Raw genomic sequence first — 24086 nt, forward strand, 5'->3', positions numbered from 1 at the left:
ACCAACGAAATCCATTCCGATGGCGAGGTTTTAACCCCATAACTGAACCCTTCTTCTCTCTTCTCTCTCACCCGGCGGCTCCCTCCGCCGGGTTTCTTTTTGGCTCTGTTAAACCAAGATTGACATGAATTCCACTGGACTACCCCTCAGTCGGCTTCGCCGACAGCTCCCCTGACAAGGGGAGCCAAGAATAAGGGGCATGTCAATCTTGGCTTAACAGAGCCTTTCTTTTTGCGCGCCAAAGACGCCGAACCGGAGGAAACTGCATAACCGGGGAAGTCGGCCGTCCCTCAGCCGGCAAGGCGCCCCGTCCTCGCCATCACGACGAACCTACTTGACCGTGAAACCTTCCTGCTGGCCGTAGGTCTTCAAGGCGTCGCCCCATTGCACCAACGCCTTCTGCAGCGTGGTCTTGCCGTGGTAGACCTGGCCGATGGAATCGACCGCGATCGAGTTCGCGTACGCCATGTACGGCAGGTATTCGAAGTCCGTGGTCACGTCCTTGGATGCCTCGGCGATCACCTGATGCGTGGTCTGCCCGCCGAAGAACGGGTCCTTCTCATTCAGCCAATCGGAGTCGGAGAGCACCGAATTGAGCGGCGGCAGACCACCCTGCTCAAGGTTCACCTGCACGCCGTCGCCGTGCGCGAACCATTCCGCGAACTCGTAGGCCGCCTGCGCCTTGGCGTCGTCCGAGCCCTTGGGCAGTGCCAGAGCGCCGCCGCCGTTCTCACCGTTCGTATGTTCGCCGGTCGAGTACTGCGGCATCGTGGTCACGCGCCACGAGCCCTTGGTGCGCGTCAGGTTCTTCTGCATGGAGGAGACCATCCACGCGCCGGTCAGCATAGTGGCGATGGAGCCGTCGTCCAGCTTGCGCCACCAGTCGTCGGTCCAGCCGGTGGTGGAGGTGTCGATGAGCTTGCTGTCCAGCATCGACTGCCACATGCCGGTGAACTTCTTCACGTTCCTGCCGCTGAAATCGACGCCCACGGTGGTGCCGTCCACGCTGAACGGCTTGGCGCCAGCCTGCCAGAGCATGGAGCTGATGAAGCCGCCGTCGCCCGTGTCGTTGGTGATGTGCGCGCTGCCGGGCATGGCCGCGATCTTCTCGGCGGCCTCGCGGTACTCGTCCCATGTGGTCGGCGCCTCGTTCACTCCCGCCTTGGCGAGCACGTCCTGGTTGTAGAACATCACCATCGGGCCCGAGGAGATCGGCAGTCCGTACGGCTGGCCGTTCACGGTCACGTTGTTCTGCGCGGCCTTGGTGAAATCGCCGCGGATGCTCTTGAAGCCGTAATCGTTCACGCTGCGCAGCTGGTCGGAGATGGCGAACTGGTGTACGGCGTTGAAGTCGAGGTAGACGAGGTCCGGGATGCCGCGGCCTGCGTTGAGCGCGTTGGTCAGCTGCATGTATTCGTCCTCGTTGGCGCCGGCGTTGGTCACCTTCACCTTGATGTTCGGGTGGGTCTTCTCGAACGCGGTGACGAAGTCGCTGATGGTGGATTGCCAGGTCCACAGCGTGATTTCGGTGACGCCGCTGCCGTTCGCCGCACCGCCGCCGGATGTGCCGCCGCATCCGGCGGCCGTGCCGACCAGGCCGACGGCGACGGCCGCGGCCATAACCGTGCGAATCTTCAGCGCGCGAGACAGACGAGACATGTGCAGACACTCCGATGTTGAACTGGACAATAGGGCGGATCTCTGTCTGGAGAGTCTACCTTCGCTCCGCGCGCGAGGGCCATGAATGATGCCATATTCGCCGGAATTGGCAAAGAGCGGCAATACCGCGCCGAATCATTCGCGGAGACAACGGCAAGAAATGGCAAAAAACGGCAAACAACAGCAAAACTGGCATGGCAAAAAACGGCAAACGTGCGCATGGTCCTATCTTGTGAGTCGTGATCCGGGATGACCCGGCGGACCGAAGAAGGTTTCGGCCCGGTATGGCAAAGGTGTTGCAAGAAAGGGACTGCAATGAGGCTCAACCTCAATGGCGTGTGGGACTTCTACCCGAACGGTGGGGAAGAACGCTATGACATCGTCGTGCCGACTTGGTGGGATTCGCTGAGCCGCACCACCGGTTACCCGGTCGAGTGGGAGAAGGGCCTGCACCACGGCGTGTATGTCAAGACCGTGGACCTGCCGGAGAACATCACGGACGAGGATGTGTTCCTGCACGTGGGCGCGCTCGCCACGCTCGGCAAGGTGTTCGTCAACGGCCAGTCCGTCGGCCCGCTGACCACCAAGGGCTACCTCATGACCCTGCTGCCGTACGACCTCGACATCAACGACGCGGTCAAGCCCGGCGCCAACGAGATCCGCATCGAGGTGTGGTCCGTCAAGGCCCTGCCGGAGGATGCGCTGGCCACCGAGGGCGGCCCGGACCGTCTGCTCTTCCCGTTCGGCGTGGAGAACATCGTGGGCCGCGTGGGCATCGGCGAGGACGTGGAGATCGTCACCAAGCCGAAGCTGCGCATCGACGACCTGCAGATCATGCCCGACCTCAAGAAGAACGCCGACCCGTCCGACGACGAGCTCGCCGTGAACGTCACCATCGTGAACCACACCGGCCAGGACGCCGACCTGACGCTCACCGCCGCCGTCCACCCGGTCAAGGGCGACACCGAAACCGCCGCGCTCACCTTCGAGCCCGCCACCGTGCACGCCCCGGCCGGCAAGGAGACCGTGGTCAAGCTGGCCAAGGGCTGGCCGACCGCCCACTACTGGTCCCGCACCGACCCGTTCCTGTACACCGTGGACGCCGCCATCGCCCCGGCCTCCGCTCCGGCCGACGCCGCGCCGATCCACGAGCTGTCCGACCGCTTCGGCTTCCGCCAGTTCTGGCGCGAAGGCGACAAGTACATCATCAACGGCGTCAAGATCCGCCTGCGCGGCGACTCCCTGTGCCTGCTCAACCAGGGCGACCGCGACCTCATCAACGAGATCGGCGACGCCTACGGTGTGATCCTGGACGACAACCACGCCATGGACGAGATGGCCAAGGTCTGGCTGGACGCCTACCGCCACGCCAACTGCAACATCATCCGCAACCACATCCGCTCCGTGCCCTCGCACGTGCTCATGGACCACGCGGACGAGACCGGCATGCTCCTCGAGGAGGAGACCGCCTTCTGGAACCCGGGCTCCACCTCCAACGTCTCCCTCGACCCGCCGTACTACCTCAACTACTCCGACGAAGCCATCGGCTACTACACCGAGTGGGTCGAGCGTTGGGTGCGCGAGTACCGCAATCACCCGTCCATCGTGCTGTGGTCCACCACGAACGAGGCCTGGAACCCAAACGATGCCGAGATCCTCATCCCGCCGCTGGAAGCCGCCGCGAACCGTGAGGACCCGACCCGTCTGGTCATCAACGACGGCTTCAACAAGCCGATTACCAACGAGGACTCCCGCCACTACTTCGGCGGCTACCCCTCCGGCATGACCAGCGCCCCGGACATCTACGACCTCTACCAGATTGACGGCGACCTGCCGCTCGGCGCCGGCGAGGAGTTCTCCGTGTCCACCGCCGGCATCCCGCAGTACGCCGAGGACGGCACCATCAAGGACATCTACCACGGCCGCCTCAACGGCAACCCGGACACCATCTCCCGCGCCGACTTCGGCCGCGAGGTGGGCCGCGTGACCCGCGGCGTGCGCACCACGCGCATGGCCAACTGGAAGCCGTTCTGCCTGTCCATGTTTATCTACGACAACATCGAGAAGGTCATCGAGCTCGACCAGGAGCACACCAAGCATGGCCTGAACCCGAAGGCCCTGCTGCGCCCGCAGTTCGACCCGACCGCCGAGGGCGACGCCCGCTGGATCGAAGGCGACGGTTACCGCTACTTCGCCAACTCCTACTCGGACGTGGCCGCGTTCGACAAGGAATTCGACAAGGAACCGCGCCTCGGCCTGCCGCACCGCATCTACCAGCTCGGCACCGCCTCCCAGCGCACGCTGCTCGTCTACAACGACGAGGAGATCGACGGCACCGAACTCGAGGTCCGCTGGACCGTCTCCGCGCTCAACACGCAGGACGGCACCGTGCGCGAGGTCGAATCCGGCTCCAAGACCATCGAGGTGGAGCACGGCGAGTTCACCGAACTGCCCATCACCATCCACGTGCCCGGCGAGGTGGAGACCTACGAGTCCAAGCTCATCGAGACGCTGAGCGTGGTCAAGAACGGCAAGCTCAAGTTCACCGAAGACAACTTCCTTGGCTGGATCGGCCGCCCGGCGCCCGCCAAGATCGGCTCCAACAGGCCGGTCATCGACCTCGGCACCGTGGACTGGGTGTCCCGCAACGTCAAGCACTGCCTGCACCTCAAGCAGGAGGGCGGCGCCCTGAGCGAGAAGTGGACCGCCCGCGTGGTGGACGACGCCAACGGCTCCATCAGCTTCGAACGTCTCGCCGGCAACCTGCGCCACGAGCAGGAGCTGTTCTACACGGTGAACGTGGCCGGCCTCGAATCCGGCAAGGAATACACCGGTCAGATCGAATACACCGGCGAGAACGGCGACACCGTGACCATCACCGTGAAGTTCACGGCCGGCAAGATGCCGTGCGCATGCCAGGCCGCCAACAAGGCCCTGGGCGCCACCGTGCGCGTGAGCTCCTCTTCCGAGCGCAACGGCTGGACCTCCGCCTCCCTGGTGGACGGCGAGTTCAACGCCGACTACAACCACTTCGGCTGGTCCAGCGAGCCGAGTGCCGAGAACCACGACGAATGGGTTGTCCTCAAGCTCGCCCATCCGACCACCGTGTCCCAGGTGGTGCTCGCCCCGCGCGGTGAGAACCCCGGCGGCACCGTGGCCGAGGCCTTCCATGGCGAGGGCGAGGGAGTCGGCGGCGTGCAGGAGTTCGCGGCCGGCCACCGCGCCTTCGACCCGAACCAGGGCCAGGGCTTCCCGGTCGACTTCACCATCTCCGTCTCCGCCGACGGCAACGCCTGGACCAAGGTCGTGGACAAGCACGGCTACGCCCTGCCGGACAACGGCAAGGCCCGCGCCTTCGACTTCTCCCCGGTGGACGACGTCCGCTTCGTCAAGGTCGAGGCCTCCAAGCTTCGCTCCAACCCGAACGAGCACGACGAATACGCCCTGCAGCTCGTGGAGATCGCCGTCTACGCCGACCACCACATGCCGGCCATCCCGTCCGAACCCACGGACGTGACCGTCTCCGTGCAGGCCCACGACGTGCAGGTCGGCTGGGCGTTCGCCTCCGACGGACGCTCGCCGATCCTGGGCACCACGCTCACCCTGACCAACGCCGCCGGCGAGGTGATCCCCGCCGCGGTGAACGGCACCGACACCCACGCGCTCATCGCGGACGTGCCGGCCGGCGAGTGGACCGTGACCGTCCAGGGCCGCAACGAGATCGGCGAGGGCGAAAGCGCCACCTCCGCCGCCTTCAAGGTGGGCCGCGCCGACGCCAACGAAGTGGACGACCTGCTGCCTGTTCCGAAGGCCCCGGTGGCCGAGCTGCTCGTGGAGTCCGGCTCCGTGGCCGTCTCCTGGGACGACGTGGACACCCGCTCCGGCTTCGGCAAGGGCGGCACCAACATCCACCTGACCCCGGTCGACCCGGCCTCCGACCTGCCCAAGCGCACCGCCTGGGCGCCGATCGGCACCACCGCCTACACGTTCGCCAACGTGGCCCGCGGCACCTACCAGGTGACCATCGAAGCCACCACCGGCGAGGACAAGGTCTCCCCGGCGTCCGAGCCGAGCGAGCCGATCATCGTGGCCGCCGTGCCCGCCAAGCCCAACAAGCCCGGCGTCACCTCCTCCGGCGACACGATGAACGTGACCTGGCAGGCCCCGGCCGACGGCGGCACCCCGGTCACCTCCTACGTGCTCACCCTGCGCAACCTCACCGAGAACACCGTCAAGGTGGTCAAGGCCGAGGCCGGCGAGGAGGCCAAGAGCGTGTCGGGCCTCACGGCCGGCAACTACACGGCGTCCGTGATCGCGGTCAACGCGATCGGCATGTCCGCCGAGTCCAGCCCGTCCCTGCCCTGCCTCATCAAGTAGTCGATACAGGGAGCGCAGGCTCCCCTCAGCGAGGGGAGCCGAAAACCTTATCTTGGCTCCCCTCTCTGAGGGGAGCTGTCAGCGAAGCTGACTGAGGGGAGCCGAGAAGGATAAACAACAAGATTTGCCGCTGCCCCGGCAACGGCGAGCGGTGTGGTGCAGGAGAGGACCTGCGGCGCACCGTGAAACGCAAGGAAAGAACTAAGGAGTTCTCAAGCATGAGCACTGCAACAGCGCAGCCGGCGAAGAAGACGCCGCAGAAGCTGACCTGGCTGAACATCGTCGGCTATGGTTCCGGCGATCTGGCCAACAACATCGGCTGGCGAATGATGTCGATGTTCCTGGCCACCTACTACATCTACATGGGCATCGACCCGGTGACCACCGCCAACATCTTCCTGTTCGCCCGCTTCTTCCAGGCCGTCGTCTACCTGCTCGCCGGCAACTACGCCGACCGCGTCAAGCCGAACAAGAACGGCAAGTTCCGTCGTCTGGTCGTCGCCTTCGGCGTGCCGATGATGGTCGCCATCTGCCTGATGTACACCATTCCGGCCGACGCCGAGATGGGCATCAAGGTGGCATGGGCCATCGTCACCTACCTGCTGTACCAGCTGCTCGGCGCCCTCGGCGGCGTGCCCTACGGCGCCCTGCTCGGCGCCATGACCCAGGACCAGAACGAGCGTCAGCGCCTGTCCTCCGCCCGTATGGTCGGCGGCGCCCTGTTCGGCCTGATCGTCACCTTCACCCTGGCCCCGGCCATCAACAACGTCAAGGACCAGGCCGCCCTCGCCAAGCTGATGCTCCCGATCGTGTGCATCTTCTGCCTCGTCGGCGCACTGATCTACGTCTTCCTGTACAAGACCACCATCGAGCAGATCGATGTGCCCGAGCAGCCGAGGGTCTCCTTCGTCGACACCCTCAAGGCCATCTTCACGAACCCGGCCCTGCTCATCCTGTGCTTCGCCACCGGCTTCTACCTGATCGCCACCTGCGTGGGCTCCATCGGACCGATCATCGCCAAGGAAGTCCTCGCCAATGGCGCCGACGCCGGCACTCTGGCCCTCATCACCACCCTCGTGACCCTGATCAACGCCTCCATCGGCGTGATTGCCTCTCCGTTCGGCCCGGTCATCGCCCGTCACCTCGGCAAGAAGGGCGGCTGGTACCTCGGCTGCGCCCTCGGCATCCTCGGCGGCGTGATGTTCATCTTCGTCACCAACGTGTGGCTGTCCCTCGTCGGCCTGGCCCTCAACGCCATCGGCGCCCAGTTCTGCGGCAACTACGTCTGGGGCATGGAAGGCGACACCGTCGAGTACTACGAGTGGAAGACCGGCAAGCGCACCGATGGCGCCGCCATGGCTGGCCTGAGCTTCTTCCGCCAGATGTTCGGCGCCCTGACCTCCTGGCTCGGCCCGGCCATCCTCGCCTTCACCGGTTACAAGTCCGGCATGAACGTGGCCCAGGATCCGACCGTCGCCGAGAACCTGCGCCTCGCCGCCGGCCTCGTGCCGCTGATCGGCTTCGTGATCTCCGCCGCGATCATGTTCTTCTACCCGGTCACCGAGGAGAAGTTCAAGCAGATCAAGGCCGAGCTCGCCGAGCGTCGCTCTGCCGCCGAGGCTCAGCAAGCCTGACCTGTTGCCGGCTCCCCTCTCTGAGGGTCGAGCCGTGAAGCGGGAAGTCCGGTGGACTTCCCGTAGGTGAGGTAAGCGGCTGTGCCGCGAAGGCTCCCCTCGCTGAGGGGAGCCTCTTCTCTATCGCTATAGTATGGAATCCAAGCGCACGTAGGGGGAAAGAGGTGACGATGGCACAGCGCAAGGCTACGGATCGGGTGCGTCTGAGCGACGTGGCGGATGCGGCCGGCGTGGCCATCTCCACCGTCTCCCGCGTGTTCAGCAACCCCGGCCGCGTGAACTTCCAGACCGTGGAACATGTGCGCGCCGTGGCCGCCGAACTCGGCTACCGACCCAACCCGCGGCACCGGAACGTCAGTGCCGGCGGGCCCGAATCCGCTACCGTCGCCAGCATCGCCGCCAACGACGGCGATCCCTCGCAGCAGTCTGGATTCGGCACGATCGACGGCCCGTCGCCCCTCGGCCAGACCGCCGGCGAAACCGTCTCAGCCAATGATTCCACCGCGACCCAATCGTCCCGGACCCGCCAATCGCATGCCACCGTCACCCCGCAGGGCAACGGCAAACCTGCTGCCATGGGCGGCGGCATCGTCGCACTCGTGGTCAAGGACACGGCCGACGGCGTCTCCTCGCAGATCCTGAAGGGCGCGCAGATCACGGCCATGGAATCGGACAGTGCCGTCGGCATCATCGAAACCGGCCAATCCCAGCCGCGCACCCAGCAGATGCTCAACCATCTCAAAGGCAAGGTGAACGGCATCATCCTTGCCTCGGACGCGCCCGGCATCGACTTCATCCGCAACTACGCCAAGCAGGTGCCGCTCGTGGTGCTCAACCGGCCCGTGGACGGCGTGCCCAGCGTGGTGCCGGACCCGCGCATCGGCGTGGTGCGCGCGTTGAGTCTGCTGCGACGCTACCATCACACGGCCGTGACCTACGTGGCCGGACCGGGCGCCTCCTGGGCCAACCAGTCGCGCTGGTCCTGCCTGCACGACATCGGCCAGCGCATGGGCTTCCGCATGAACCAGATCGGCCCGGTGCATCCCACCGTGGAGGGCGGCTACCAGGCGGCCCTCGCGCTGGAAGGTTCCAGGCCCACCGCCGTGATCACGTACAACGATCTCATCGCTGCCGGCATCGTGCTGCGACTGACCGCCGACGGCGTGCGTGTGCCCGAGGACGTCTCCGTGATCGGCTTCGACAACACGCTCATCGCGCCGGTCGTCACCCCGCCCATCACCTCCATCCGCATCCCGCGCGCGCAGCTCGGCCAGACGGCGGTCCGCCTGCTGCTCGGCCGCGATTCGGGCGCGTTGCGCAACCCCGCGGACGCCCAGCTCATGGAGAAGCTGACGGAGCTCGGTGTGCGCAACGAGGACGAGCAGTCGGACACGGTCACGCTGGTGGACACCTCCATCATCGTGCGACGTTCGGTGGGGGAGCGGCGCACCGTCGTCGAATAGCGCCATTTTCACTGACAAAGGAGCATCATCATGGAACACATCGCATTGGTCGCCACTACGCTCGCGGCCGACTGGACGGGCGCCCTGCAATCGCTCGGCGGCGCCTTCGGCAAGGCGGTGGTGGTGATGGTCGTCGTCGCCATCGGCGGCTTCCTCATCGACACCGTGGCCAAGTTCATCGGCACGCGCATGAAGTGACCACGTGACCGTCGCCCCCGACCGTCGACCGCCCGCCGCAATCGTCGCGGCTGACACGGCCGGCGCGAGGACATCCCGGCTCACTACACTTGAGGTAACGGGACCGAGGCGTTATCAAGCCCGCACGCAGGGCCGGGAGGCAATCATGTCAGACGACACCAGTCGGGCGCTGCGCGAGGCGCTGACCGGCGACCAGCCGCGCAAGGTCACCCTGCGTCAGGCCATCGGCTTCGGCATCGGCGACTTCTACGGCGGCGGCCAGCTCACCATCATCGCCACCTACCTGTCCCTGTTCTGGACGCGGTTCTGCGGCATGTCCATCGCCACCGCGCAGACCGTGATCGGCCTGAGCGCGCTCATCAGCGCCGTGGCCGCGTTGCTGTTCGGCGTGCTGGACGACAACCTCTACCGTTACGACATCGGTCGCAGGTTCGGCCGCCGCCGTTTCCTGCTCATGCTCATCGGCCCGCTGATTCTGTTGGGCATCTTCCTGTGGGTTCCGGGCCTGCCGGTGGCCGGATATGCGGCCGCCTACGTGTTCTGGGTGGTGCTCGCGCAGGCCTTCCAGACCGCCTACAACCCGTTGCCCGGCGAGATGACGCCCGACTTCAACAGTCGTACCAAACTTTCCACCGTGCGACTGTTCATCTCCACCTGCGCGGGTACGGCCATCCCCGTGATCGGCAGCGCGGTGCTCGCCACGTTCGGTGAGACCACGCCCACCGGATACATGACGTTCACCATCACCACCACCGTGCTGTTCGCGCTCGCCGTGTTCGCCTGCTGGCGCAGCACGTGGGAGATGAGCCCGGAAGCCGCGGGATTCGGCGCCTACGTGCGCGGCGAGGTGCGCGAGGGCCATATCGGTGCGGCCGGCTGGCTCAGGCGTGCCGGCAAGGTGCTGCGCGAATACGCCAGCACCCTGCGGATCAAGGAATTCCGCAAGCACCTGTCCATCTACCTGCTCGTGCAGGTTTCGATGGACGTGTTCGGCCAGACCTTCGTGTTCTTCGTGATCTACAACTGGAACCACACCGCCGCCTTCGCGTCGCTCCTGCTCGGCTGCGCGGTGGTCTCCCTGCCGCTCATGCCGGTGTTCGGCTGGGCCATGACGAAAATCGGGCCGAAACGCCTGTACGCCATCAACTTCTTCGGCTGCCTGGTGGGCGTGGGGTGGCTGTTCGCCGCGTGGATGCTTGTCGGCGTGCTGTCGGGCGCTGCCTGGACCGTATTCGCGGTGGCCGGCGCGCTGTGGTTCTTCGCGTTCAAATCGTTGTGCGGCTACCTGCCGTGGGCCGTGTTCCCGTACATCGCGGACATCGACCAGATCGTCACCCGTCGCTACCGGTCGGCCACGTTCTCCGGCATCCAGGCGTCGTTCCGTCAGCTCGGGTCGGGCCTCGGCACCATCGCCGTGGGTGTGATCCTGGGGGCCGTGGGATTCGACGCCACGCTGCCCGCCCAGTCGTTCGGGGCCAAAATCGGCCTGGGTGCGGTGCTGCTCGGCTGGTTCGCCTTCGCGATGATCATCTGCTGGATGGTCTCTGCCCATCTGGTGATCAACAAGCGCACCGATTCCATCGTGCTGTCCGAAATCACGCGACTGCGCAACGGCGGGTCCAAGGCGAGCGTGGACCCTGAGGTGCGCCACGTCGTCGAACGCCTCACCGGCCTGCCCTACGACCAGTGCTGGCGGTGAGCGCCGCCCGCGGCACCCGGCGGCATACACTGGGAAGCCATGAGCAAGCACCATCGCGACCGTAGCTGGGCGCCGGCCCCCGAGCCGCTGCCCGAAGACGCCCACACCATCGACAACCACACCCACGTGGCCTCCGTGATCCCCTTCGCCCGGGCCATGGACCATGAGGCGCAGGCCAAAGGACAGCCCGCCGTGCCGGTGTACGACGTGGATCAGCTGCTCTCCCAGGCGCGAAGTGTCGGCATTGGGGGTATCATCGACTGCGGTTGCGAGTTGCCGCACCTGATGACCGCCGTGCAGATGGCCCTCGATCATCCAGGTAATGTGCACGCGGCGCTCGCAATTCATCCCAACGAGGCCGTGCTCCACGGGCACCGCGGCGTGCCCGGTCCGGACGGTCTGGACATCAAGTACAAGCCCTACCACGACGTGAGCTTCGAGGACGCGCTCGCCGAAGTGCATCGTCTCGCCACGCAATACCCCGACCAGGTGGTGGCCATCGGCGAAACCGGCATGGACCTGTTCCGCACCGGCGCGGGGGCCATGGAAATCCAGCGCGAGGCCTTCCGCGCGCATATCGCGCTCGCCAAGGAGCTGAACCTGCCCATGCAGATCCACGACCGCGACTCGCACAAGGAGGTCATCGAGACCCTGTTGGCTGACGGCGCCCCCGAACGCACGGTGTTCCACTCCTACTCCGGCGACCGCGAGATGGCCGAGATCGCGCGCGAACAGGGTTGGTACCTGAGCTTCTCCGGTACGGTGAGCTACAAGGGCAACGACGGCATCCGCGAATCCCTGCGCATCGTGGGCCTCGACCACGCGATGGTGGAGACGGACGCGCCCTATCTGACGCCCATGCCCTACCGCGGCCGCACCAACGCGCCCTACATGATTCCCTACACGCTGCGCGCCATGGCCGATACGCTCGACCTGCCCGTGGCCGAGGTGGCGCGCGGCACCCGCCGCACCACCCGCACGGTATACGGGATTTAGCTCTTATCTTGGCTCCCCTCTCTGAGGGGAGCTGGCGCCGTAGGCGACTGAGGGGAGCGTCGCTGTAAGTTGTGACGGTTTCGTTACGGCGCTACCATGACATTCGGCAACAAGCGTGACAGGATGTGTTGAGTTAGACAGAGGAAGTCGCGGGTGGGGGTTGGTCCCGCGCAAAGGACTGAACGTATGGCCGAGTCGAATAAACGAACCTCGCGCGCCCCGAAAGCCGCGACCAGGGCAATCAGCAAAGCCAAACAGGAGGAAGAGGCCCTGCTCAGGGCGGACACCTTCACCAACGCGCCCAAGGTCTCCCGCCGCACACTGACCCGCGAGGAGCGCGAGGCGCTCGCCAAACTCAGGGAAGCCGAGAACAAGGAGGCCGAAAAGCTCGCCTCCGCATCGTCCAAGGGCCGTCTCGGCCGATGGTGGGCCCGCCTGCAGTCCGGACCGGACAAGATCACGTGGGGCATGGCCATCGTGGCGCTCGGCGTGGTCTACGGCGACATCGGCACCTCCCCCCTGTACACCGCACAGACGTTCCTGTCCGGCCAGGGCGGCATCGGCAGCGTGGACCGCGCGGCGGTGCTCGGCATGCTCTCGCTGGTGTTCTGGTCCATCACGCTGATCACCACCGTCAAATACGTGCTCATCGCCATGCGCATCGACAACAACGGCGAAGGCGGCATCTTCGCGCTCTACTCGCTGATCCGCCGTCACGGCGCATGGCTCGCCATCCCCGCCATGCTCGGCGGCGCGGCGTTCCTGGCCGATTCGGTGCTCACCCCGGCCGTCTCCATCAGCTCCGCCGTCGAGGGCCTGCAGACATTGCCGCCTCTGGAACAGCTCTTCGACGACAATCCGAGCCTGACCCTGATGATCACCGTGGTCATCATCGTCGTCCTCTTCGCCGTGCAGTCGCGCGGCACCGAAAGCATCGGTCGCGTGTTCGGCTCCATCGTGCTCATCTGGTTCAGCTTCCTGGCCATCGTGGGCGTGGCGAACCTCTCCAACGACTGGTCCGTGTTCGAGGCCCTCAACCCCGTCTACGGCGTCCGGTTCCTGTTCAGCCCGCGCAACGCGGCCGGCATCGCGCTCATGGGCACCGTGTTCCTCTCCACCACCGGTGCCGAGGCGCTCTACTCGGACATGGGCCACGTGGGTCGCGGCAACATCTACTTCACCTGGCCGTTCATCAAGGTGGCGCTGGTCCTCAACTACTTCGGCCAGGGCGCATGGATGCTCGCCAACGACCGCAACCCCGACTACACCACCATGCGCACGCTCAACCCGTTCTTCCAGATGATGAGCCCGAACGTGCGCTACCTCGCCGTGATCCTTTCCGTCACGGCCGGCGTGATCGCCTCCCAGGCCCTCATCACCGGCGCGTTCACCATGGTTTCCGAGGCCACGCGCCTCAACTGGATGCCTCACTTGCAGGTGCGCTACCCGGCCCGCACGCGCGGCCAGCTCTACATCCCGGTGGTCAACGGCGTGCTGTGCGTCTCCACGCTGCTTGTGCTCGCCCTGTTCAAGGACTCCGAGCACATCTCCGCCGCGTACGGCCTGGCGCTCACCGTCACCATGATCACCACCACCGTGCTGCTCGGCGTCTACATCTGGCATTCCGGCCGGCGGTTCTGGGCCTTCGTGTTCGTCGTGCTGTTCCTGGCCATCCAGACTCTGTTCTTTGTGGCGTCCATGGCCAAGTTCCTGCACGGCGGCTGGTTCACCTGCCTGCTGACCTGCGCCATCCTGTTCGTCATGGTCACTTGGGACCAGGGCACCAAACTGGAACGCGCGCAACGCCGTCACATGCAGCCGCAGGACTTCCTACCCGCGCTCGACAAGCTGCACGGTGACTTCCGCATCCCGTACTTCGCGGACAACATCGTCTACCTGACCTCCGACTCCGAGACCAAACGACTCGACACGGACATCTTCTTCTCCATCTTCGCCGACCATCCCAAGCGCGCCCGCGCATGGTGGGCCGTGAGCGTGGAGACCACCGACGAGCCGTTCACACGCGAATACTCGGTGGAGCGCTTCGACACCAACTACATCTACCGCGTGCGCATCCGGCTGGGATTCAAGGTCTCGCAGTCCATCCCGGCCTACATCCACCAGATCATGCACGACCTGTCCAAGTCCGGCGAGCTGCCCAAGCAGAAGTCCATCTACCCGAAGGTCGACGCCGACCCGGACATCGGTACCATCCGGTACGTGCTCATCCACAAGGCCCTCATGCCCGAATCCAAGGTCTCGGCGTGGGGTGCGCTCTCGCTGCAGGCCAAGTACACCATCCGCCGCGTGGCCGGTTCGCCGGTCAAATGGTTCGGCCTGGCACCGTACAACCCGCTGGTGGAGGTGCAGCCGCTGTTCGTGTCCACGCGCCGTCCGCCGCGACTGCAGCGTATCGAGCCGCTCCCGCGCGCATACGCCGAATCCGTGCGCATCGACAAGGCCGATCCGGCCGCCGTGCCCGACCCGATGGACACCACGTCCGGTCTGGGCCGATTGGTCCATGCGCCGGAGGCCTCGGTTCCGTCGGGGCGTCCATCCGCTCGGACTTCCGGAAAGGGCGACAAGAACGCCGTCCGCCCGCCGCGTCCGACCAGGCGATAGGTATCCGGTGTCGTCTCGACGGCCAGGACGGCACCGGATACCTTCGACCCGGCAAAACCGCGGAATTCCAGTCATAAGGCCCGCGCTATAAGCGCCCTATAAAGAACACCTATAACGCCCGCCGCAAGTCCTTGAAGAACTCCAGTATCTTGAAATACCATGTGCAGATTACTGGGATACGCCACGGCCGGCTTCAACGTGAGCCTCAACGCCATTCTGGGCTCGGAGAACGCTGCGGACTTCCGCGAGCTGTCCGAGATCCACAATGACGGTTGGGGCGTCGCGCAGCTCTCCGACCCCGCCGAAGCCCCGTACATCCGCGACGGCGGCGCCCCCACCCCGGAAACCGGCACCAAGATCTACAAGTCCACCATCGCCGCCCGTTTCGACTCCACGTTCGAGGCGCTCGCCAACGAGCCCGCCCGCGGCGCCCTGTGGCACCTGCGCCTGGCCAGCTCCAACCTGCCGCTCATCATGGAGAACCAGCACCCGTTCTACGCCAATGGCCTGAGCTTCATCCACAACGGCGACATCTCGGATGCCAACGGCCGCAACATCGTGACCAACCGTTCCTACCCGGTCGACCACAGTATCCTGCTGTCCACCGGCGGCCGCTCCGATTCCGCCATCTTCTTCGCCGTGATCCTCGAGTACATCGGCTTCGGCTTCCCGCTCGACGAGGCCGTGGCCCAGGCCGTGCGCGAACTGCGCCAGGCCTACCCGAAGTCCAGCTACAACTGCATGATCCAGTCCGAGGACCAGCTCGTGGCCCTGCGCGCCTCCGGCCGTGAGGTCACCAGCCCGCGCATCGTGGAGATCTACGACGAGTACGGCCGCGGCGAGCAGGCCGCCGACTACCGTGTGATGCGCTACCGTGCCCTGCAGGACGAGAACGGCGACCCCGCAGGCGTGGTGGTCTCCTCCTCCGGTTACGACCAGGAGGATTGGGACGTGCTGGAGAACGACCAGATGATCGTGGCCTCCAACCGCAACGGCACCTTTCGCCTGCGTTCCATCTGACGATATTCTTGGCTCCCCTTGAAGGATATTGCCGTGAAGCAAACAGTCCAGTGGACTGTTTGTAGGCAATGTGCGAGACGGCAGTCGAGCCAGCAGAACGCGAACGAAGTTCGTCCGTAGTTGCTGGACGAGCTGGCGCCGGAGGCGACTGAGGGGTAGTCCTTGAGCAAGAATGTCGATTTCGGATAAATTACGACACTTTAGATCAGCCGCATCTGGTACTTCTCGGCCAGCGCCGGGATATCCGGCACGCCGTACTTGGCTACCAGTTCGAGCCAGCGTTCCTTGTTCTCATCGCCGTACCGTTCGGCGCGCTTCGTATAGGCGTCCACAGTCAGGAACTTCGGCGGCACCGACTTGCTGTGGAACTTGTCGGCGTACATCACCACCTCCTGTTCCAGATTCATCGGCACGTAGTCGTCCGGCGGCAGCGGCAGGTCCTGCCGGATCACGTCCTCGCGCGTGAGCCCCACGCCGGTGTGATTGCGGCAGAACTGCGCGATGGACTCGTCCACGCCTTCCTTGAGCAGGTACTTATAGCCCTTGAGGCCGTGCAGGATGTACTTCTTGCCGCTGAACTTCAGCGGTTCGCCGTCCGTGCCGTCGTGCTTGAAGACCTTGTAGGTGCCGATGTCGTGCAGTAGGCCGCCGATGAGCACCAGATGCTCGTCCAGCAGCCGCGGAGGCACATGACCGCCGGTCACGCCCGCGGTGGGCGGCACCAGATAGGCGGGCGCGCTGGGGGAGGAGGTCGCGGCGGCACCGGACTGGCCTGCATCGCGCGCAGCCGCGTCATCGCCAGCGGCAGTCGTGGCGGTAGCGGCCGTCGTAACCGCGCGGTCACCCCATTCCGGCGCGTCCTTCGGCAACGTGCAGCGGCGCGTGAACAGCGCGTTCTGCCGGCGCACGATCTGGCAGGCGATGGTGGCCACGATCACGCAGTGCGTATGCACCAGCTCGTAGGCCTCCTCGGACGGCGCGATCTTCCTGTGCAGCTCGTCGATCTGCTGGACCGTTGGAATATATCCGCTCATGACTGTCCGCCTTCGTAATCGTGTCGCTGGTTTCAATGTCTCCACCCGCTAGGTTAGCGCGGGAAATCATCCCCCGTAATGCAAAGGCTCTGTTAAATGAAAATTGACGTGAATCCGATGGGACTACCCCTCAGACGGCTTCGCCGCCAGCTCGTCCAGCAACTACGGACGAACTGCGTTCGCGTCCTGCTGGCTCGACTGCCGTCTCGCACATTGCCTACAAACAGTCCACTGGACTGTTTGCTTCACGGCAATATCCTTCAAGGGGAGTCGAGAATGGGGCCATACCAATCTTGATTTAACAGAGCCAATGCAAATGGCCGGGAGATTCGATTCACTATCGATTCTCCCGGCCATCTCAAAACCGCAAATCGTTTCGCCTGCGCGAAGCGTCAGATCTCGAACAGCGTGTCCGCCGCTTCGGCGATCTCACGGGACGCGGTGAGCACGATTACGCAGCGCTTCGGATCGCCGCTGTGGGCCAGCTTGGCCAGCGCGGCGAACACGGTCACCGTATCGTCCTCGTTCAGCCCGTGGGTCGGCTCGTCGAGGATGAGTACCTCGGCCTCGGTGCTGATGGCGCGCGCGATGGCCACCAGTCGCTGCTGCACCTCGGGCAGCTTGCCGACCGCCACGCCGCTCGTCGCCTCCGTGAAGCCCACCTTGGCCAGCAGCTCGCGGGCGATCACCGGCTTGGGCTTGAGGAAGTTGCGGTTCGAGGCGTTCATCGCGTACAGCACGTTCTTCTCGGCGTCCAGATACGGCTGCAGGGCGTGACGTTGCGGCACGATGCCCAGGCGATGGCCGCGCAGCTCGATCGGCTCCAGTTCGGCGATGTTCGCGCTCTTGTTCATCACCGCGCCCGCGCCCGGATGGATCAGGCCGGTCATCACGCCCATGAGCGTGCGGCGCTTCACATCCGCGGTCAGGCCGGAATCGGGGTCGTCCTGGATGAGCAGCGCATAGGAATGGCCGGCGTAGCAGGAGAATCCCACGTTATCCAGCACCACCTTGCCCTTGGGGCCGTGCATGGTCACCTTGTTGAGCGCGTACGTGGGGTAGGTCTTGAGCAGCACGTCGTCCGCGCCGCCGCCCACCAGTACGCGGTCGATGCGCGAGGCCAGCGTCATGGTCGGCTCGGACTTGGCGCCGGCCTCCTCGTGGCCCGCCAGCGGGTTCTTCTCATCCGACTTGGCCAGGGCCAGCGTCTCGTTGACCTTCTGCGCATTGCGCGCGGTGACCTCGGCGGAGGCGTTGGCGGGAGCCAGGGCGTCCGCTTCGGCCTCGCTCGGCTCGTCGTCATCCGCGGACGGTCGCGGCGGGAGCGCCGGGCTCGGCACCGGTTTGGCGTCTGCCTTGGCGGTTGCGGCGGTGTTCGTACCCGTCTCGACGGCTGTGGTTTCGTCCGCCTTGTTCTCGGCCGATGCGTCGGCGTTCTTCGCGCCGGTATCGGCGGCCTTCTTCAGTCCGGCCGCCTCCTTGACACGGGTCGGGTCGGCGCCGGTGGCGGAGGCGATGAGCGCTGCGGTCACGTCGTCCTTGTCGATGACGGCGTCGCCGGAGTCGTCCGATTCGTCCGCGGCGTCGGCGACGGATGCGCTCGCCGACTGTTCCGCGGCGGCCAGGCTGTCGTAAATGCTGCCGGCCGTGCCCTCGGAAGCGGCGTCGATGTCGGTATCGTCGTCATCCTCGTCGAACACCACGCTGAACTGCACGGAATCGGCAGGGGAGGCCTCGGCGTCCGCGTTGTCGGCCGTCTCCTCGGCGGCGTCCTCGGCGGTCTCGGCAGGCTCAGTAGTTTCGGCGGCTTCGGTGGCCTCCGCGGACTCCGTAGCCTCGGCCACATCTGCCGCGTTGGCCACGTTCTCGGCCGTCTCCGCGGTCGCGTCCGCAGCCTGCTCGTTCTTCTCGATGTCCTTGTCGCTCATGCCTTCGCCTCCGCATCATTGCCGGACTCGCCGGTCGTCGTGGTAGTGGTCGCAACAGCCGCAGTCGCACCGGTGGCGCCGGACTCGGCCTCGATCGCTTCGGTCTCGCGGACCGTACCCCAATCGCCGTCGGCCGCGAACAGCTTGTCCGAGCCGTAGAAGGCGAGTCGCAGGGCGGCCAGGATCGCCAGCACCAGAATCGCGCCGAGACCATACCAGACCATCTTCCATACCAAATCGGACGTCACGGCCGTGGCGTGGCCGGAAGCCAGTGCCGCGCCGATGGGCTTGGCGGCGAACGTGCCACCCACCAGACCGATCGCGTAGAACGGCAGCGTCACGATGAACACCTCCAGCATGAACTGCCAGCCCAGACGGCCGCGGGTCACGCCGGAGACCAGCGCCATGCCGATCTCGTCGTCACGCTTCGGAGCCCACACGCCGAGCAGCACGAGGGCGAGCAGTAGCACGCCACCCACCGAAAGCAGCAGAATCACGCCGGTGTGGGCGCGGGAGGCCAGCGTCTCCAGCGGGGCCAGCGACTTGGTGTACGCCTCCAGCGAGGGGGAGGAGATGGTGTAGCCCTTGGCCGGCAGCTTGGACTTCTTGAGCGTGGCGACCACGGACTTGTACGTGGAGGCGTCGGACAGGTTGAACACGATGTCGAGGTCCGGCACCTGCCAGCCCTTGGCGGAGGAGTCGGAGGACTGCGGATCCAGCTCGGCCGAGGCGAAGGTCTGGTAGTTCGTGTAGATGGCGTTCTCGCGGTTGCGGGCGGTCACCACCGGGTTGTCGGCGTCGGCCTCGGAGGTGTACTCGTAGATGCCGCGCACCTTGAGCTCCACCGTCTTGGACTTATCCGAGGCGGCGGCCACCTTGAACTTGTCGCCCACCTTGAGGTTGTTGGCCTTGGCGAACGCGGAGGAGACCAACGCGCCCGTGGTGTCCGGGTTGGAGGACTGGTTGTTGAAGCTCAGGCCCTTGCCGTCCACGATGGTGTACGTGCCCAGGTTGTTGGCCTTGGCGGCGTCGCGGGTCCAGAACGCGCGCCACAGGAGCTGGCCGCCGGTCTTGTCGTCGGAGGCGCCGTTCAGCGAGTCGCCGTCCAGGGCCTTCAGATCGCCGGAGACGCGGGCCGGCACGGTTTCCGTCACCGTGAAGTCGAGCGTGTTGGTGGCCGTCTGGATGGCTGTGGCGTACTCGGTGTAGGCGGTCCACGTCATGTACTGCTTGGTGGTGGACGAGTCGGTGGCCGAGACCTTCTTCCATGCCGCCGCGCTCGGACGGATGGCCATCGTGGCCTTCTGCGAATCGTACGTGGTGGTGTGCGCGGTGGTGTTTTCCTGAACGATGGCGAGTCCGGCAACCGTGCCGAACGTTACCGCCAGAGTGATGAACGCGGTGAGAGCCGTGCGCCCCTTTGAGCGCGTCAGGGCCCGCCAGGCGTTGCCGAGGACGAACATGCGTTACTTCTCCCGTTCTCCTAAGCCGAACAAATCAATACGGCTCTTACTATTGCTGCGCATCGTGACCGTTTTCTTGCGCATTACTGTTATACCCCTCAACGAACCCTGAGAACATGCTGAACGCGATGTGGTGGTCGTGCGCGGATTCGCGCGAGTTTCCGCGGGATTTTTCCCGTCTGTTTCCCGTGCTGGGTACACTGGCAAGTTAGACAACTCTGTTGTGGTCTGTTTGCGGCTAGGTCGGTGCGGCCTTTTCTCGGCGCCCCTTGTCAGGGGAGCTGGCTCGCGGAGCGAGACTGAGGGGTAGCCCTTATGAGATTCACGCCGATTCCGGTCACAGCACCACGAGACTATGCTCCGTTTGACTAGAGGCAGGTGAGTATGCGTTCCAGTTCAGGACGTCACGGGCGTCGCGCCAGCAGCTTCCGCGCAGACGACAGCCAGATGGACGGCCTGTCCGGAACGTCGGGTGCCGGTTCGGATGACGACGTCGCCGGCGATACCGTAGGCAACGTCGCTGCCGATGGCGTCGGCAACGATTACGACTACGCCGCTTCCGCCGATGCCGCCGACTACGCCGGGCAGGACGACACGGGCAGCACGTTCGGCCGTGACCATCAGGACTCCTCCGATACCCCGACCAGCCACCGCGCGACGCACCGCGATACGCACCGCCATTCCCATCGCGTCCACCGTTCCATCCGTGCCGCCGCACGCAGCAAGGACGACCTGAAGCTCAACACACCGCAGCATGTGGGCGGCCGTAAGGGGCGCTCGCTGCTCGCCATCGCACCGGGCTGGCTGCGTGCGGTCGTGGTGGTGCTGGTGACGATGTTCGCCGCCGCCACCTGCGTGACCGCGCTGTACGCCGCGTCCGTGGCGCGCATGGTCACCAACGCGCAGCGCGTGCTCTCCTCCGCCGAAAGCCTGGCCAACACCGCGCTCGGCTGCGGCAGCGACGAAAGCCTGTCCGAAGTGGCGCAGGACCTCGTCAAATCCACCAACGACCTCAACAAGGAACTCAACGGCCCGCAGTGGGACCTCATCCGCGACCACACCCGTTTCGGCAACGACATCACCGCGGCCCGCGAGATGCTCGCCTCCGTGGACACGCTCGTCAACGGCCCCTTTACGGATTTGCTGGGTCTTGCGCAGAAACTTCAGGGCTTCTCGATGAAGAACGGCACCGTGGACGTGAGCGCGCTCATGGACATGCCCGAAATCGTGTCCGATACGCACAAGGATCTCAAGGCGCAGATCGCCAAGCTCGACTCGATCCCCACGCCCAGCATCGCCAAGATGGCGGCCATGCTCAGCACCGAGAAGACCGCTCTGCAGACCGTCGATTCGATGCTCTCCGAGTACGACGACCTGATCAACCTCCTGCCGCAGCTGCTCGGCGAGGACGGCGAACGCACGTATCTGGTGCTCGTGCAGAACCCCGCGGAACTGCGCTCGTCCGGCGGCATGATCGGCACGATCGCCGCCGTGACCGCGAACAAGGGCAGGGTGACCATCGGCGACTTCAGCTCCACATCCGGCTGGGACATCCCCGATCAGCCCCTGGACGACAAGGTGCTGGAGGAGCGCGCGGCGTTCGGCGACACATTCGACGAATACCCGGCCACCACCGCCATCAACCCAGAATTCCAGCGCGTGGCCCAGTACAACAAGTACCTGTGGCTCAACCAGAAGCATAATAAGGACAAGAACGTGGCCGGCGTGATCGGTCTCGACCCGGTGTTCCTGGAATCCCTGCTGGACGCCACCGGACAGGTGAAGCTGTCCGACGGCAAGGTTCTGGACGGCGACACCACCGTGCCGTTCCTGCTGCATGACCTGTACCTCGAGCATCCGAAGTTCGAGGAGCAGAACAAGTACGTGTCCGAGGCCGCGCAGGAGATCATGACGCACGTGCTCGGCAACATCAACGGCTCCTCGGTCTCGGGACTGCTCAAGGCCGTGCGCCAGACGTCAGCCGGCGGCCACCTGAAGCTGTGGATGGCCAACGAACTGGAACAGACCGCACTCATCTCCACCGGTCTCATCGACGACAAGGCCGGCGGCGAACTGTCCACGGACGAGAGCGTGCCGCAGGCCGGCATCTACCTGTCCGAACTGCAGCAGGGCAAGCAGGACTGGTACCTGCGGACCACCACCACCGTGACCAAGACCTGCGGCGAAGTATCCGCCACGGATACGGCCGGCGTGACCGGTTCGCTGGACGGTCGCATCGTTTCCGCGGCCGCCGGCACGCAGCTCGGCCTGATCCCGGCCGACCAGACGGGCACCGAATACACCGTGACGTTCACCATGAAGAACACGATGACCAAGGCGGAGGCCAAGACCCTGCCCGAATTCATCACCGGCGGCACCGAAACCGAAGTACCCGGCGGCCTGCTGTACCGCATCGTGCTCACCGCGCCGTACGGCGGCGAAATCAACGTGGTGCAGGCGGACACCGTCAAGTGGGGCGCGAACACCGCCACCATGTACGACCGCCAGTACGTCACGTTCGACCAGCAGTGGATCGAGCCGGGGGAGGAGCGCACGATCGCGTTCACCGTGCGCGTGAAAAACACCGCCACCCAGCCGCTCGACGTGGTGACCACCCCGGTGGTCAACGCGGACGGCATCGAAACCGGCTCAAACGGCAAGGTCATCGACGAATGCCCGGCCGAGCTTTCGCCCGGTGCGGTGAAGGCCGGTGCCAGTGATGCCGGTGACGGTTCCCCGTCGACGAACGGTTCTCAGGATTCCCAGAACACCACGGGCAACACCGCCGGCGGCAGCACGGCCAAGAAGGATCCCTCTTCAGGACTCAGCGCGCTGGACAAGATTAAGGGCCAGCTCTCCTGCCCTGTGGATATCAAGTCTCTTGCCGGTGCCGTGTGATGCCTATTGTGGAAAGCTCGAAACCACCCCGCAATGTCAACTACGACCTCCTGCGCTGCGTGGCGATGTGCCTGGTCATCGGCGTCCACGTGGTCAACAACTACATGCCGGTCAAAATGACCCTCACTGGCCCGGACGAAACCGTGCGTTTCACGCTATTCGCCATCTTCATGACCTGCAACCCGCTGTTCATCATGGTCTCCGGCCGCTTCAACCTGACATTCGACGCAGGTGAGGAATCCGGCCTGAAACCCTACGCCCGCTACTACTACAAGCGTTTCGTCTCCCTTATTTTTCCGTACCTCTTCTACGCCGGCACCCTTGGCTTCACCGCGTACCTCGTGATGGACCACCGCTCGCTCGCCGGCGCCGCCACCGGCACGCTCTACGACCTCTTCTCCGGCTACGACGATTCCGTCTACTGGTTCGTCTTCATGCTCGCCGGATTCGTGCTGGCCACCCCATTCATGGCTCCGATGCTGCGCGCGATTGGCCGTACCGGCGCATGGCTGCTCATCGGCCTCGCCGCCGCGGTGGCCGCAGCCGAGCAGATTTGCAGCCTGTTCGGCTACCCGCTTACCTTCCTGAACTCGTTCCCGTGGCGCGGCCTGCTGTTCTACTACCTGCTGGGCTACGTGCTGGAGTTCTACCCGCCGTCCGTACGTGCTCGTCGCGCAACGTACGTCATCGCCCCGTTCACACTCGCCTGGACGGTCGCCGCGCCGGTCCTGTTCCCCGGCCATCCCGCTCAGGTCAACCGCACCCTCACCGTGGCCTACGCCGTGGTGGTCGCGGCAATCTTCCTGCTCTTCCGCTACGACGTGCATATCCGCTCGGAACGCGCCCGCAAGGCCATCATCTGGCTCGCCGGCTACTCATACACGATCTACCTGGTCCACTCGCCCCTCTCCAAAGTGGCGATTGGCCGCTTCCTGCCCGCGCCCACGAACGGCCTCCAATACGCCGCCATCAGCGTCGCCATGTTCGCCGCCACCTTCCTCGCCGCCCTCCTCTTCGCCATCATCGCCGACAACCTCCTCCTCAAACCCCTCCAGCGACTCCTGCACAAAGTGCGTATTTGATTTTCTCGGCTCC

Annotated in this window: 13 protein-coding genes and 1 pseudogene; 10 read left to right on the forward strand and 4 right to left on the reverse strand. The window is 65.2% G+C overall.

Annotation, left to right across the window (positions count from 1 at the left end; all coding sequences use genetic code 11):
* Window positions 1-330: 330 nt before the first annotated feature.
* The gene (locus JS536_RS10280; protein WP_214356837.1) at window positions 331-1659 is read right to left on the reverse strand and encodes an extracellular solute-binding protein; all 1329 of its coding nucleotides are present in this window, start codon (window positions 1657-1659) and stop codon (window positions 331-333) included.
* A gap of 315 nt (window positions 1660-1974) precedes the next feature.
* Here JS536_RS10280 and JS536_RS10285 point away from each other — a divergent pair, with 315 nt between their 5' ends.
* The 8 genes from JS536_RS10285 (at window position 1975) to JS536_RS10320 (ending at window position 15668) form a co-directional block, all read left to right on the forward strand.
* Complete coding sequence (locus tag JS536_RS10285; protein ID WP_214356838.1) at window positions 1975-6036, forward strand: fibronectin type III domain-containing protein; 4062 nt, start codon at window positions 1975-1977, stop codon at window positions 6034-6036.
* Window positions 6037-6254: 218 nt separating this feature from the next.
* Entirely contained in the window at window positions 6255-7670 is a 1416-nt protein-coding gene (locus tag JS536_RS10290; RefSeq protein ID WP_214356839.1) for a glycoside-pentoside-hexuronide (GPH):cation symporter, read from the forward strand.
* Between the two features lie 170 nt (window positions 7671-7840).
* A complete protein-coding gene (locus JS536_RS10295; RefSeq protein ID WP_214356840.1) occupies window positions 7841-9133 on the forward strand; it encodes a LacI family DNA-binding transcriptional regulator in 1293 nt (430 codons plus the stop codon).
* 30 nt (window positions 9134-9163) lie between these two features.
* Window positions 9164-9331, forward strand: a complete 168-nt coding sequence (locus JS536_RS10300; RefSeq protein WP_214356841.1) for a hypothetical protein — start codon at window positions 9164-9166, stop codon at window positions 9329-9331.
* Between the two features lie 145 nt (window positions 9332-9476).
* Entirely contained in the window at window positions 9477-11030 is a 1554-nt protein-coding gene (locus tag JS536_RS10305; protein WP_214356842.1) for an MFS transporter, read from the forward strand.
* Window positions 11031-11069: 39 nt separating this feature from the next.
* On the forward strand, window positions 11070-12026 hold the full coding sequence (locus JS536_RS10310) for a TatD family hydrolase (protein ID WP_214356843.1): 957 nt from the start codon (window positions 11070-11072) through the stop codon (window positions 12024-12026).
* A gap of 186 nt (window positions 12027-12212) precedes the next feature.
* The gene (locus JS536_RS10315; protein WP_214356844.1) at window positions 12213-14648 is read left to right on the forward strand and encodes a KUP/HAK/KT family potassium transporter; all 2436 of its coding nucleotides are present in this window, start codon (window positions 12213-12215) and stop codon (window positions 14646-14648) included.
* 159 nt (window positions 14649-14807) lie between these two features.
* Complete coding sequence (locus JS536_RS10320; protein WP_214305349.1) at window positions 14808-15668, forward strand: class II glutamine amidotransferase; 861 nt, start codon at window positions 14808-14810, stop codon at window positions 15666-15668.
* Window positions 15669-15868: 200 nt separating this feature from the next.
* Here the strand turns inward: JS536_RS10320 and JS536_RS10325 are convergent, their stop codons facing one another.
* The 3 genes and pseudogenes from JS536_RS10325 to JS536_RS10335 all read right to left on the reverse strand — a co-directional run bounded on the left by JS536_RS10325 (window position 15869) and on the right by JS536_RS10335 (window position 20093).
* Window positions 15869-16702, reverse strand: coding sequence for an HD domain-containing protein (locus JS536_RS10325; protein WP_214356845.1), 834 nt, complete (start codon window positions 16700-16702; stop codon window positions 15869-15871).
* A 392-nt stretch (window positions 16703-17094) separates the two neighbouring features.
* Window positions 17095-18012, reverse strand: a pseudogene (locus JS536_RS10330) (ATP-binding cassette domain-containing protein); the annotation flags it as partial.
* A 614-nt stretch (window positions 18013-18626) separates the two neighbouring features.
* The gene (locus tag JS536_RS10335) at window positions 18627-20093 is read right to left on the reverse strand and encodes an ABC transporter permease (protein ID WP_214356846.1); all 1467 of its coding nucleotides are present in this window, start codon (window positions 20091-20093) and stop codon (window positions 18627-18629) included.
* Between the two features lie 756 nt (window positions 20094-20849).
* On the opposite strand from JS536_RS10335, the gene JS536_RS10340 reads away from it, so the two are divergent.
* The gene (locus tag JS536_RS10340) at window positions 20850-22991 is read left to right on the forward strand and encodes a DUF4012 domain-containing protein (protein WP_214356854.1); all 2142 of its coding nucleotides are present in this window, start codon (window positions 20850-20852) and stop codon (window positions 22989-22991) included.
* Complete coding sequence (locus JS536_RS10345) at window positions 22991-24073, forward strand: acyltransferase (RefSeq protein WP_214356847.1); 1083 nt, start codon at window positions 22991-22993, stop codon at window positions 24071-24073. The genes JS536_RS10340 and JS536_RS10345 overlap by 1 nt, the downstream gene beginning before the upstream one ends.
* The last annotated feature ends 13 nt before the right edge of the window (window positions 24074-24086 follow it).

This window comes from Bifidobacterium sp. SO4, from assembly GCF_018555355.1.
GTDB lineage: Bacteria > Actinomycetota > Actinomycetes > Actinomycetales > Bifidobacteriaceae > Bifidobacterium > Bifidobacterium miconisargentati.